Origin of the sequence: Anabaena sp. PCC 7108 (genome assembly GCF_000332135.1) — a bacterium.
Taxonomy (GTDB): Bacteria; Cyanobacteriota; Cyanobacteriia; order Cyanobacteriales; family Nostocaceae; genus Anabaena.
Window position 1 is genome coordinate 646,769 of the sequence record NZ_KB235896.1, and the last position, 13,115, is coordinate 659,883.

At 41.6% G+C, this 13,115-nt stretch carries 13 protein-coding genes; 7 read left to right on the forward strand and 6 right to left on the reverse strand.

What is annotated here, in order from left to right; translation table 11 throughout:
* Positions 1 to 304: 304 nt before the first annotated feature.
* The 4 genes from ANA7108_RS0103655 (at position 305) to ANA7108_RS0103670 (ending at position 3,404) form a co-directional block, all read left to right on the forward strand.
* A complete protein-coding gene (locus ANA7108_RS0103655; protein ID WP_016949411.1) occupies positions 305 to 1,735 on the forward strand; it encodes a form I ribulose bisphosphate carboxylase large subunit in 1,431 nt (476 codons plus the stop codon).
* Positions 1,736 to 1,804: 69 nt separating this feature from the next.
* A complete protein-coding gene (locus ANA7108_RS0103660; RefSeq protein WP_016949412.1) occupies positions 1,805 to 2,212 on the forward strand; it encodes a chaperonin family protein RbcX in 408 nt (135 codons plus the stop codon).
* A 45-nt stretch (positions 2,213 to 2,257) separates the two neighbouring features.
* Positions 2,258 to 2,587 (forward strand): ribulose bisphosphate carboxylase small subunit, encoded by a 330-nt coding sequence (locus ANA7108_RS0103665; protein ID WP_016949413.1) that lies wholly within the window; start codon positions 2,258 to 2,260, stop codon positions 2,585 to 2,587.
* A 196-nt stretch (positions 2,588 to 2,783) separates the two neighbouring features.
* Positions 2,784 to 3,404 carry a GDSL-type esterase/lipase family protein gene (locus ANA7108_RS0103670; protein WP_016949414.1) on the forward strand — a complete coding sequence of 207 codons (621 nt, stop codon included), beginning with the start codon at positions 2,784 to 2,786 and terminating at the stop codon, positions 3,402 to 3,404.
* 187 nt (positions 3,405 to 3,591) lie between these two features.
* Here the strand turns inward: ANA7108_RS0103670 and ANA7108_RS0103675 are convergent, their stop codons facing one another.
* Positions 3,592 to 3,939, reverse strand: a complete 348-nt coding sequence (locus tag ANA7108_RS0103675) for a helix-turn-helix domain-containing protein (RefSeq protein ID WP_016949415.1) — start codon at positions 3,937 to 3,939, stop codon at positions 3,592 to 3,594.
* 155 nt (positions 3,940 to 4,094) lie between these two features.
* Here ANA7108_RS0103675 and ANA7108_RS0103680 point away from each other — a divergent pair, with 155 nt between their 5' ends.
* A complete protein-coding gene (locus tag ANA7108_RS0103680; RefSeq protein ID WP_016949416.1) occupies positions 4,095 to 4,331 on the forward strand; it encodes a CDGSH iron-sulfur domain-containing protein in 237 nt (78 codons plus the stop codon).
* Positions 4,332 to 4,421: 90 nt separating this feature from the next.
* Here the strand turns inward: ANA7108_RS0103680 and ANA7108_RS0103685 are convergent, their stop codons facing one another.
* The 5 genes from ANA7108_RS0103685 to ANA7108_RS0103705 all read right to left on the reverse strand — a co-directional run bounded on the left by ANA7108_RS0103685 (position 4,422) and on the right by ANA7108_RS0103705 (position 10,508).
* The gene (locus tag ANA7108_RS0103685) at positions 4,422 to 6,656 is read right to left on the reverse strand and encodes a glycoside hydrolase (RefSeq protein WP_016949417.1); all 2,235 of its coding nucleotides are present in this window, start codon (positions 6,654 to 6,656) and stop codon (positions 4,422 to 4,424) included.
* A gap of 229 nt (positions 6,657 to 6,885) precedes the next feature.
* Positions 6,886 to 7,116: a NifU family protein gene (locus ANA7108_RS0103690; protein WP_026103970.1), complete on the reverse strand. Its 231-nt coding sequence runs from the start codon at positions 7,114 to 7,116 to the stop codon at positions 6,886 to 6,888.
* A gap of 390 nt (positions 7,117 to 7,506) precedes the next feature.
* Positions 7,507 to 8,154: a DUF3386 domain-containing protein gene (locus ANA7108_RS0103695; protein ID WP_016949419.1), complete on the reverse strand. Its 648-nt coding sequence runs from the start codon at positions 8,152 to 8,154 to the stop codon at positions 7,507 to 7,509.
* 44 nt (positions 8,155 to 8,198) lie between these two features.
* Positions 8,199 to 9,983 (reverse strand): cell wall metabolism sensor histidine kinase WalK, encoded by a 1,785-nt coding sequence (locus ANA7108_RS0103700; protein WP_016949420.1) that lies wholly within the window; start codon positions 9,981 to 9,983, stop codon positions 8,199 to 8,201.
* A 288-nt stretch (positions 9,984 to 10,271) separates the two neighbouring features.
* Positions 10,272 to 10,508 carry a hypothetical protein gene (locus tag ANA7108_RS0103705; protein WP_016949421.1) on the reverse strand — a complete coding sequence of 79 codons (237 nt, stop codon included), beginning with the start codon at positions 10,506 to 10,508 and terminating at the stop codon, positions 10,272 to 10,274.
* 376 nt (positions 10,509 to 10,884) lie between these two features.
* On the opposite strand from ANA7108_RS0103705, the gene ANA7108_RS30065 reads away from it, so the two are divergent.
* Positions 10,885 to 11,058, forward strand: a complete 174-nt coding sequence (locus ANA7108_RS30065; RefSeq protein ID WP_016949422.1) for a hypothetical protein — start codon at positions 10,885 to 10,887, stop codon at positions 11,056 to 11,058.
* 45 nt (positions 11,059 to 11,103) lie between these two features.
* Entirely contained in the window at positions 11,104 to 12,915 is a 1,812-nt protein-coding gene (gene lepA / locus ANA7108_RS0103715) for a translation elongation factor 4 (protein ID WP_016949423.1), read from the forward strand.
* Positions 12,916 to 13,115: the final 200 nt, after the last annotated feature.

Below are 13,115 nucleotides of genomic sequence, written 5' to 3' on the forward strand. Positions count from 1 at the left end.
GTTGTCTTGAATTAAGTGGGTTTAGTAGGGTATGCAAACTCAAGATGAAAAGATTTTGTATTCCTGGGACGAAAAATCACAGCGTCAAATAGTGCGTCTGAAAAATATGGTAAAAAATTTGTTGCGGTAAATTGCTACTGTAACCAGGTTTGTGCAGCAGTAATACTGCTACCATCGAGCCGTATCGCCCCTAACTATAAGGAAAACTTATAAATTCATTAAGAATGAAGAAAGGGGAGGGGTGATAAGAAGTTGCACATAACGTGATTTGATAGTAAAAAGAGAGACTTGTTGGAAGGAAAATATGTCTTACGCTCAAACGAAAACTCAGGCCAAATCTGGGTACCAAGCTGGGGTTAAAGATTACAGACTAACTTATTACACACCTGATTACACTCCTAAAGATACAGATTTATTAGCAGCATTCCGGATGACTCCCCAACCCGGAGTTCCTCCCGAAGAAGCTGGTGCGGCTGTAGCTGCTGAGTCTTCCACTGGTACTTGGACAACAGTTTGGACAGACTTGTTAACCGACCTAGATCGCTACAAAGGTCGTTGCTACGATATCGAACCAGTTCCTGGTGAAGACAACCAGTACATCTGTTACGTTGCTTATCCTTTGGATCTGTTTGAAGAAGGTTCTGTAACCAACGTATTGACCTCTATTGTTGGTAACGTATTTGGTTTCAAAGCTTTACGGGCGTTACGTTTGGAAGACATTCGTTTCCCTGTAGCTTACATCAAAACGTTCCAAGGACCTCCTCACGGTATTCAAGTTGAACGTGACAAGTTGAACAAATACGGTCGTCCTCTGTTGGGTTGTACAATTAAGCCCAAATTAGGTCTTTCCGCTAAGAACTATGGTCGTGCTGTATACGAGTGTTTACGTGGTGGTTTGGACTTCACCAAAGACGACGAAAACATCAACTCTGCTCCATTCCAAAGATGGCGCGATCGCTTCTTGTTCGTAGCTGAAGCTATCAACAAAGCACAAGCAGAAACCGGCGAAATCAAGGGTCACTACCTGAACGTTACCGCTCCCACCTGCGAACAAATGTTGCAACGGGCTGAGTACGCTAAAGAACTCAAAATGCCCATCATCATGCATGATTACCTAACCGCAGGTTTCACAGCTAACACCACATTGTCTCGTTGGTGTCGTGATAACGGTATTCTGTTGCACATTCACCGTGCTATGCACGCTGTAATTGACCGTCAGAAGAACCACGGTATCCACTTCCGCGTATTAGCTAAAGCTCTTCGCTTGTCTGGTGGTGATCACATCCACACTGGTACAGTAGTTGGTAAGTTGGAAGGTGAACGTGGTATCACAATGGGCTTCGTTGACCTATTGCGTGAAAACTACGTTGAGCAAGACAAGTCTCGCGGTATTTACTTTACCCAAGACTGGGCTTCTCTACCTGGTGTAATGGCAGTTGCTTCCGGTGGTATCCACGTATGGCATATGCCCGCGTTGGTAGAAATCTTTGGTGATGACTCCGTACTACAATTCGGTGGTGGTACTTTGGGACACCCCTGGGGTAACGCTCCTGGTGCTACCGCTAACCGCGTAGCTTTAGAAGCAGTTGTTCAAGCTCGTAACGAAGGCCGTAACTTGGCTCGTGAAGGTAACGATATTATCCGCGAAGCTGCTAAGTGGTCTCCTGAGTTGGCTGTTGCTTGCGAACTGTGGAAAGAAATTAAGTTCGAGTTTGAAGCAATGGATACCGTCTGATAATTGAGGATTTGGGATTTTGGATTCATTAAACATCCAAAATCTAAAATCTAAAGGGCTGGGTCAAGCATGGATCTAAAGCAAATTGCGAAAGAAACAGCCAAAACTCTCCAAAGCTACCTGACTTATCAGGCGTTAAGGATTGTATTGGCACAGCTAGGCGAAACAAATCCTCCTTTAGCACATTGGTTGCAAAACTTTTCCGCTGGCAAAATCCAAGACGGAGAAGCATATATTGAGGAACTGTTTCAGGAAAAGTCAGATTTGGCCTTGCGGATTATGACTGTCAGGGAACACATAGTGGAAGAAGTGACAGATTTCTTACCAGAAATGGTTCGGACTGGCATTCAGCAAGCCAACATGGAACAGCGTCGCCAGCATCTCGAACGCATCACGCAACTAAATTTATCAAATCCCAGCCCAACAACTGAAAGACAGATAATATCTGATGCTAATTTGGATAATTTATCCAATTAGTCAGCTAACCAAGTAATAAAAAATCTCCCCCACTTATCAAAAGCTATGCAAACTTTACCTAAAGAGCGTCGTTACGAAACCCTTTCTTATCTTCCCCCTTTGTCTGACGCGCAAATTGCCAAGCAAGTTCAGTACATCATCACACAAGGTTTCATTCCTGCAATCGAATTCAACGAAACTTCTGAACCTACAGAACTTTATTGGACAATGTGGAAATTGCCTTTGTTCGGCGCTAAAACTGCTCAAGAAGTATTGAGCGAAGTTCAAGGTTGCCGTTCTCAGTATGGTAACTGCTACATCCGTGTTGTTGGTTTTGACAACATTAAGCAGTGTCAAGTTATGAGCTTCTTGGTTCACAAACCCAGCAGATACTAAGTTCTGATTTGGTTTAAATAATTGATTATTTTGAGAGGTAGAGTTTTCTATCTCTCTTTTTTTTAACGCAGAGGAACACGGAGGTTAGCGCGGAGGTACGCGGAGTTTTTTTTGAGTTTTTGATGGAATTAATTGTGGGTTGAAGTAGTACAGATAAAGCTATTAGTTGGTTAATTAATTAACTCAAAAAAGTTTTATGTCTTTAAAATATCCACTCCAAGAAGTGAGAATTTGTTTTGTTGGTGAATCATTTGTTAACGGTACAGGTGATCCTGAATGTCTGGGTTGGACAGGTAGAGTATGTGTTAATGCTAATAAAAAAGGTCATGATATTACTTACTATAATTTAGGAGTGCGGCGAGAAACGAGTAATGAACTCAGAAATCGCTGGTTAAGAGAAGTCTCTTATCGTTTACCAAAGGAATATGACGGTAGGGTAGTATTTTCTTTTGGTGCAAATGACACTACTATCGAAAATGGTAAAACTCGTGTTGATTTTGAAGAATCAATTGTTAATATTCAGCAAATTTTAGGTGAAGCAAAACAGTTATATCCAGTTTTAATGTTAAGTACAGCACCCTGTGGAGATCAAGCACAAAATCAGAGAATTGCAGATTTATCTCAAAGATTTGCTGTGGTATGTCAGGAGTTAAACATACCCTATTTAGATGTTTTTTCTAAATTAATAAATTCAAATATTTGGCTAGAGGAAGCAAAAAATTATGATGGCGCTCATCCTAGAAGCGCAGGTTACGCAGAATTTGCCGAAATTGTAGATAATTGGGATGCTTGGTTAAATTGGTTTTCTCTAACTTAATCTATAGATATTAATATCAAATTAATTATGAATTATTGGCTTAAATTGACCATATAATTATACTCAAAACGGCTTAATCATTTAATTCTATAGGTAGGGGTTTACCACTGCTAAACCCCTAAACATCCAGGTTTTCGTAATCTTGCAAAAGTCTATGTCTCAACCGTTATTATCGCTCCCTCAAATTTTAATCTTGATGAATATGAGATAAATTCTGAATAGCCCATTCATGCATCGCATAGAGAATTGGTTTGAGACTTTCTCCTATAGGTGTCAGAGAATATTCTACCTTAGGGGGGATTTGTGCATATATTTCTCGATGTATAATGCGATCTTCTTCCATTTCTCTGAGTTGCTGTGTGAGCATTTTTTGGGTAATTCCCGGTAAACCTCGCTGTAATTCGCCAAATCGTTTCTCACCTGAAATTAATTCTCTAATAATTAAGACTTTCCAGCGTCCACCGATTACCTTAATGGTGCTTTCTACTTCACAAGTCGGCCTACTTAGACTATGGTTGTCTGCTTCTGCTTTCATAGTTACTTTTTGGGAAGTATAGTACTTTTAAGTGCCTACTATTCATAGTAATTGTACATAAGTTAAAGTCAATAGAGAAAATAAGTTAAGTCTTGTGCATCAAAAAATCAACACAGAGACTAAAAACACTTAACCGATTTTGAAAGGAGAACACTATGAATCAACCTGTAATTGCTGATAAAAAACCTGCGGTTTTAGAACTAGAAGCTGGTACTTATTACTGGTGTACCTGTGGACAATCAAAAAATCAGCCTTTCTGTGATGGTGGTCATAAAGGTAGCGAATTTACACCTCAAGCATTTGAATTAACTGAAAACAAAAAGGTGGCATTGTGCCAATGTAAATATACTGCGAATTCTCCTTTTTGTGATGGCGCTCACGCTAAACTTTAAACTTAACAATGAGATACCCAACTTCTCCATTTAAGAAGTCGGGTATCTAAATCCTAAATTTATTTATCCTGAACTCCTAACTCGGTACTTTTATGGTACTTCAATAGGAATCAAAGTATTTTCTGGTAAATAGCTGTGAAAACAACCTTCATCTGCTAATGCCAAAATTAGGCGGAGGGGATAATCGGGCGGAACTTGCAAATCTGCCCAAGGTATTGCCACCTCTAAACAATTATTTAAAGCAGCTTGAGCGCGACTAGCACGAGGATGCCATTGATAATTATCTCCTGCTTCTCTAAATTGAATTGATTGGGTAAGTAAATTAATTTCTAAATGATGGTGATACAGATAATTAACTGGTGCAATATCTGGTACTTCTGCTAAAGGTATGGGGCTATTTACCATTGTTTTATCTGGATAATACCAGAGTAAATTTAACTCGGTTGGTAAACCTTTTCCTGGTGCAACGCCACTTTTAAAATCTATTCGCACATAAAAATTTAGGTGATCTACTCCATACCAAAGTCGCTGGATCAGGCTGCTGTTGTGCATTGTTCCCCTTGCACCGCCAACTTCTATCCGTCCGGCTTTGTCCCAGTCTTGTTCATCACCTTTACCATCAATAACTGGATGAATAAATCCTGCTGGTCGATGGTCGATTCGTGCTTCATGCGATTCTACGGCTTTTCTTAAATAGCCAGGTATGGGTTCATTTAAGGCTTTATAAATACCATACAGATGCTCTCGAAATAATTGATCAAAAATGGCATCTTGATTTGATGAATGTCCTTCGCCAAACCACCAAAACCAGTCGGAACCTTCGGCAGCATATAAGGCTTCCCAGGCTGCGGGGTTGTTTTCTTCAGTCGCTTCGGGATGATTGGCTAGGACTTGTCTAGCTTGCGTTAGGTAGTCCCAAGCGCGATTTTTGGCTGGATCACCGATCCAGGTGGTGAAACTGCCATCTACCCAAGAACCGCTGTGTAGTTGTTCTCCGGGGATGGTGGCTGTGGGGGGAAACTTGTCTAGGAATTCGGAGACGGTGACAAGTTTGATATGAGGTTCGTCACTTAAGCTTTGATATAAGGTTTCTAGGAAAGGTTTACCGTCTTGGGGATAAAATTCCCAGCAATTTTCACCATCTAAAGCGATGGTGACTAACCAAGGTTGGTCACTGGGGTTGTCTCTTTGCATTTTAGCGATCGCTTGCAAATGTCCCACTAAATCCGCCGTAGCCTGTTTTGGCGGCATCGCCCCATAGGTAAAACCAATCAAATCTGATAATCTATGGTCGCGGAATACTATGGATAAATCACCTGCTGGAGTTTGCAAACGATAAGGACGATAAAGCAGTTCTGGTTGCTGTACATTTCCCGCCCCATCCCGATGGAAAAAATGTCTCAGCGTCCAACCTAGGACGGCTTCATCTGAGCAAATCCAATTAAATCCCTGTTTAACAATGTACGGTAGAATTTCTGGGCTAACTGACTGTTCAGAAGGCCACAAACCACGAGGATTTTGCCCAAACCGGTCGTGATATAAATCCCAGGATTTCTGCAAATGACGAGGAATATCTTCCACCCACTGAAAGCGCTGGTCAGGTAATATCATATTTGGCACTGCTACCCGCCCAGAATTAGTATCAGCTAATAAGGGTAAAATCGGGTGAGTGTATGGAGTAGTCGTGACTTCTAGCTGCCCTGAGTCCTGCATTTTCCGGTGTTGGGGAATAATGCGGCTGAGGATTTGGCGTTGTTTAGAATAAATGCGTTGGCGATCGCTTAAAGTAAAATTCCGTCCCTGTTGCAACCAAGCTGCAATTTCCGGGTCATCCCAAAATAGTGGGTCAATCCAAGCCAGATTATGCCAAGCTAGTAAATCTCCATAATCTGGCAATTCCCAATTTGCTAAACACCAATTTTTTCCCTTTTCCTGCCTTTGACAATACAACTCGGCGTAGCGAGGATGGGGATCTATAAGAGTGTGGTGATTAGCATCAAAAAAATGTTGTATAATAAATTCCCGTTGTTCTGTGGTTAACTTTTCCACAGGTGTCAAACTGGCTGTGAGGTAAGGATCAAGCGCAGTACCAGCAATATAATCTTCCAGTTGTAATATTAAAGATGGTACTAAATTCACCGTTTGGTGTAACTTGGGATACTTCTCTAGCAGTAATATTAAATCTAAATAATCCTTAGTACCATGTAACCGTACCCAAGGTAGACGGTAATGTTGGCTATCTAAAACTGAACTGCTACTACCAGGAGACTTGTACAGTGGCTGATGTTGATGCCAGATAAAAGCGACGTACAGGGGATGGGACATAGGGATTTATAAGTAATTGAGAATTTGCTAATAATGTTGAATTATGAATGATAAATTATCCAATATAATAATTCACCCCAGGTAATTAATTATGGGAGATGGGTAATTGGGGGCAATAGGCAATGGGAGATAGGAAGGAGGCTCAAAGGCAGGGTAGATAGGGAAATTCTCTTCCCATCTCCCCATCTCCCCATCTCCCCATCTCCCTATCTTCCCATCTCCCCAGTCCCTAGATAACTTGTTCGATTTCCGAAATTTCGGGAATCATTTCCTTGAGACGGCGTTCAATACCCATTCTCAGAGTCATTGCGGAACTAGGACAAGAACCGCAAGCACCTTGCAACCGCAGTTTCACAATGGGGCCATCCAGTTCAACGAGTTCCACATTACCGCCATCAGACATCAGATAAGGGCGCATTTCATCTAATACAGTTTCAACGTTTTCAGTTGTCAGTTCCATAGTTGCCATAGTTTTAGACCTGTTAAGTTAACGATGGGTGTGAAAATTGGATTTTAGGAATTTTACCCATTCCCCAAAATATCCAAATTTTTTGGCTTTTGCTGATTCAAATCGATCCTAGACCCAATTGCCACTATATTGTGGGTTATCTGTTTTTGATGACGTTTCAGGAGGCAGAAGGTCGAAGGCAGGAGGCAGGAGGATCAAATCAAAGGGGATTCGACCCCTCCTGATTTGAAGCCACTGAACTCTTTTCAGTGGAGGTCTTAAACCCTGGCTATCTTTTGTCCCAGCTTACGTTAAGGGTCAGTTTCCCCCCAGCAAAGCTGCCCCCTAACTCCTGCCTTCGATAAAACTTAGACACCAAAAGACTTTTAGCTCTGTTACCTGCTATAACAGCTTGATATTAGAGTATGTGAACTCAGTAATAGAGTCAGCAACTTGACTAACAACATTTTCATGCTCTTCTACAACCTGATTAGTCATGATGTAATAGTCGCCAAATTTTTGATAGGTGTCTGTAAACTTGAGAACGCTGTTAACTTCATTGGTTTTGGAGTTACAAAAAACCACATCATAGTGACTGGCAATGTAACCAGAACCTGTATCGAAATAGTCCCAAGTATTAATGACCAAAGCCATGCGACCCATAACTCGATTTTCTTGACAAATTTTGCGATCGCGGATTTTATACTGAGAATCTATAGATTCACCTTTTACGAGAACTGTAACTGAGTCTGTTTCATCGGTTTGTCCCAAAGTAAACTCATGCTGATGGTGAGACTGTTGGAAATTATAGGGTTTGCAGCGTGTGACTGTTTCCTGCAACTGGATATAGATACCTTCTTCTATTTGTTGATCTGCAACGCCTGTAACTTCTACGTCTAAGTCGCGGTTAATGTGAATTTTGCCAGTGTAAACTTCACTTCCCTGTAGCAGTTGTACATCTGCACTGTAGCCAGGAAAGTTATCGTCCCAAGTGTAACGACTTTCGTAAGCTGTTTGGAATAAAACGCCTGCGGTTGTCTGAACTGTCATACAAGCACTTTGACTTCACTTTTATCTAGTGTAGTCTGGGTAGTTCAATTTAGAGTTTCTATCTCACATTCGCTAGGGGAACACAGCACTGGTTGTTGATAAAGTGGGACTGTAAAGGTGACAGTTGAGCCAAGTCCTTCGCCTAAACTGTAGAAATGAACTTCACCCCCCATTGCCTCTATAAGCTTTTGGGATATGGTTAGTCCTAAACCTGTGCCACCATAATGACGAGTGCGGGAACCATCCACCTGGGAAAATAATTGAAACAGTTTATCTTGCTTATCTAGGGAAACACCAATGCCAGTATCTGCGACTCGTACTTTGACAATGCCAGGTAATGCCTGTGGTTGCAGTTTGCCTTTGCTTTTTTTCAGGACTAAATCGGCACTAATCGTGACACCACCTTCGTGAGTAAATTTAATGGCATTCCCTACCAAATTGAGCATAACTTGTAACAATCTTTGATAGTTGCCTTGGACGATGATTTCATCGGAGGTGATAGGCATTTGCATCTGGAGGCTCAGGTTTCTCATCTCAGCTTGGGGACGCGTAAAGCTTTCTACATCACTAAATAGCTCATTTAGCTTAACTGGAGCGCAATCTAACTCCATTTTGCCAGCTTCGATTTTGGCAATGTCTAAAATATCATTGAGAATATTCAGTAGATGTAGTGATAATTGGTGAGCTTCTGTCAAAAACTGATTTTGTTCTTCGGGATCATCTGCCATCCCTTCTAAAATCAGCTTCAAAAAGCCAATCATGCCATTCAGGGGTGTCCGAATTTCATGGGATACATTAGCCAGAAATTCGCTTTTTAAGCGGGAAGCTTCTTCAGCCTTTTGCCGTGCTGCTTCTAGTTCTTTATATAAAGTAGCGTGTGCGATCGCAGTTCCCAGTTGATCTGCCAGTTCTTTAGTTAATTCTCGTTCTGTTTCTGTTAACAGATAGCATTCATCATTTAAGCTGAGAGCAACTAACCCATTTGCTTGGTCTTGATAACTAGTAGCAACCAACAAAAATTTTTGCGGACCAGAACTTATCTGCACAGGCATCTCTATCACCATTGGTTCCAGAGTAGTTAAAGCCTGAGTAAAAGCAGGCTCAGAGGATATATCTATTTCTGAGCCAAGCATAGGATCTAAATCTGGTTGGTGATACTCAGCTATTACCTGAACTTTTGAGCTAGAAAGCTGATAAGGACAGATAATACAGCGCTCTAGCTTGAGTACTTTTCCTAAAGTATCAACTGTTTGCTGCCAAATAACATCTAGATCAAGTGTTCGGCGGATATTTCTGGTGATTTTATTTAATAATTTTTGGTGTTGCGGCGATGCCTGTGGCACACTAGGCGAAGGCAAAGCCGGTTCTTGTTGTGAAGGCGAAATAGAAGCCTGATTCACTTCTTGAGCCTTGGCTGTAGCTTGCAACAACCTACCCATCACCAAAACTGTAGTCGCGGTTTGACCCAATCGCGGCATCATCGGAGTGATTGTCAACTCCAACTCTAATAACTCCTGACTGCATTTAAACCAGCACTGAACTCTTTCTGGTACTAAGCTTGTTAAAATCCGGTGTAATCGTTCCAGATAAGCAACTTTATCCACCGGAGTAAAGTTTTCACTCTCATTGAGCGTATCAATTCTTTTCTCAGTCTTTAAATCTAGGAGTTCGCTATGCTGCCAATCAAATGTCAGATAGCGCCCAGACCGATCTTGCGTATATACCAACTCAGATCCGAGAGTTAGTAATGCGCCATTCGTAGTGCGGGGAATAGATTCCCGATTCTGAGAAAATAAATTCGGCAATTGGGTATTTGCAGTAATAGTCATTAATCGAGTTGGATAGACAAATTGCTTTCCACCGTAGTTGTACTAAAGCTGCTTAAATTTTGGCATAAACTTTTACAGCTTTTACATTTTCGATTGTGTATTTTTGACTTTTCTGGAATCTAGCACCTTAAAATTTACATTTCTTATCATTAGGGGGATTGGGGAGATGGGCGACGCGGTGACGCGGAGATAAAGAGACGGGGGGACGCGGAGAAATAATTACCTCCTGCACCCTGCCTTCTGCCTTCTGCCTCCTGCCTCCTGCCTTCTGGTGATTGATCTCTAATTTCAATCGTTCCATTCCCCGCGAGGAGGAACTGGTGTCCGCACAGGGGTACGTGTTAGCTCATCATCTCTAGGTACATCACCGCGCAACCATTGGCGGATTGCCACCTCAATCACCTTACTTGGGTCATTGGTAAGATGCTGAATTTGTTTTATTAACTCGGAGTCTAGACGAACGGCTATTTCTACCTTATCGGGGTGACTGTTTTCCGCATCGGTAGGTCTTTCTTGCATATTCATGGGTTTAGATGCTCTGAAATGGTTTTGTCCAAAGCTGTGTCAAGCAGTTATATTCATGATTCAGGCTATTTCACTGCACGAACATGGAAATAAAAAGTACAGTTACATAGTTACCCGAAATAGTACCAAAATAACAGCGTCAGGTTTTAAGTGGCAATTTTCTTATAACTCGCTAGACAGTAGCTCCCCTCTCTAGAAGTTTTGTTAGTAAATCAGTAGTTGCAGGTAATTGCCAAGGGTAATTACCTTTTATCCCTAAGTGTACTTAATTTATTTTATTGTAAGCTCCCAGTTGATTAATTCCAGCAGCTATCAATAGAGTTTCATAATATCCTTAAAAATTCACCTACCCTTGTGAGGATGGGGAGATGGGGAGATGGGGAGATGGGGAGGAATCACCAATCACCAATCACCAATCACCAATCACCAATCACCAATCACCAATCACCAATCACCAATCACCAATCACCAATCACCAATCACCAATCACCAATTACCAATTACCCATTACCAATTACCCATTACCAAAGAAAGCATTAAAATACATTAAGTAAATAACTTTCACTTTTGGTTGCTGCTGAAGCAAAGATAGTATATGACTGACGTTCCCGCAGTTCGCATTCGCAATTTTTGTATTATTGCTCACATTGACCACGGGAAATCTACTCTCGCTGATCGCCTTCTACAAGCTACTGGAACTGTAGAAAATCGACAGATGAAGGAACAGTTTCTCGACAACATGGATCTGGAACGGGAGCGCGGCATTACAATTAAGCTGCAAGCTGCCCGGATGAACTACACTGCTCAAGATGGCCAGCAGTATGTTTTAAATTTAATTGATACTCCTGGACACGTAGACTTTTCCTATGAAGTTTCGCGTTCTCTGGCTGCTTGTGAAGGTGCTTTGTTAGTAGTAGATGCCTCCCAAGGTGTAGAAGCACAAACTTTGGCAAATGTGTATTTGGCACTGGAGCATAATCTAGAAATTATCCCAGTTTTGAATAAAATCGACTTGCCAGGGGCAGAACCTGAGAGGGTAATTGGCGAAATTGAAGAAATTATTGGTTTAGATTGCAGTGGGGCAATTTTGGCTTCGGCTAAAGAGGGAATTGGTGTTCCAGAAATTTTAGAGGCTATCGTTGAGCGCATACCACCAGCACCAGATAAAATTGGTGAACCCTTACGGGCTTTGATTTTTGACAGTTACTATGATAGTTACCGGGGTGTAATTGTCTACTTCCGAGTCATGGATGGTAGTTTGAGAAAGGGCGATCGCATTTACTTGATGGCATCTGAGAAAGAATACGATATTGATGAGATAGGCGTGCTTTGTCCTACCCAAACCCAAGTAGAAGAACTACACGCTGGGGAAGTGGGTTATTTAGCCGCATCAATTAGGGCTGTAGCTGACGCACGGGTAGGAGACACCATTACCCTAGCTAAAGCCAAAGCCACAGAAGCTTTACCTGGTTACACCGAAGCCAACCCAATGGTTTTCTGTGGAATGTTCCCCATTGATGCTGATCAATTTAAGGATTTGCGAGAAGCTTTAGAAAAACTCGAACTCAACGATGCTGCACTGCATTATGAACCAGAAACTTCTAGCGCTATGGGGTTTGGCTTTCGTTGTGGGTTCTTAGGTTTGCTGCACATGGAAATTGTCCAAGAACGCCTAGAGCGTGAGTATAACCTAGATTTAATTATCACAGCCCCTTCAGTGGTTTATAAGGTGATCACCATTAAAGGTGAGGAAGTGTACATTGATAATCCTAGTCGTTTACCTGAACCTAATGAACGCCAAAAAATAGAAGAACCCTACGTCAAAGTAGAAATGATTACCCCAGAAACTTACGTTGGCGCTTTAATGGAGTTGTCGCAAAATCGTCGGGGTATCTTCAAAGATATGAAATATCTCACCCAAGGACGGACTACACTCACTTATGAGCTACCTTTGGCAGAAGTAGTTACAGACTTTTTTGACCAAATGAAGTCTCGCTCTCGCGGTTATGCCAGTATGGAATATCATCTGATTGGCTACCGAGAGGATCATTTGGTGAAGTTGGATATCATGATTAACGGTGAACCAGTAGATTCCTTAGCGATGATTGTGCATCGGGATAAAGCCTACAATGTGGGTAGAGCAATGGCGGAAAAGCTGAAAGAACTCATTCCTCGTCATCAATTCAAAGTCCCCATTCAAGCATCTATTGGTAGTAAAGTCATTGCCAGTGAACACATTCCCGCCATTAGGAAAGACGTACTAGCTAAATGCTACGGTGGTGATATTAGCCGTAAGAAAAAACTCTTGCAGAAACAAGCTAAGGGTAAAAAGCGGATGAAAGCGGTAGGTACGGTGGATGTACCACAGGAAGCATTTATGGCTGTACTGCGTTTAGATCAAAAATAAGATTACTAAGGCAGGGAAAAACCCTGCTTTTCAAATCTGTATCTGTGGTGGAAAAAGTAACGAAGAATTATATTTTTGTAATCACCCAAGTTTTTAGTTATCTAGTTGAGGCTGGTAATGGTTGATTGGTCATTGGTGATTGGTAATAGGGGTAAAGTCAAGGTACGCGCAAAATTTATCACGATGTAAATTTTTTGTAA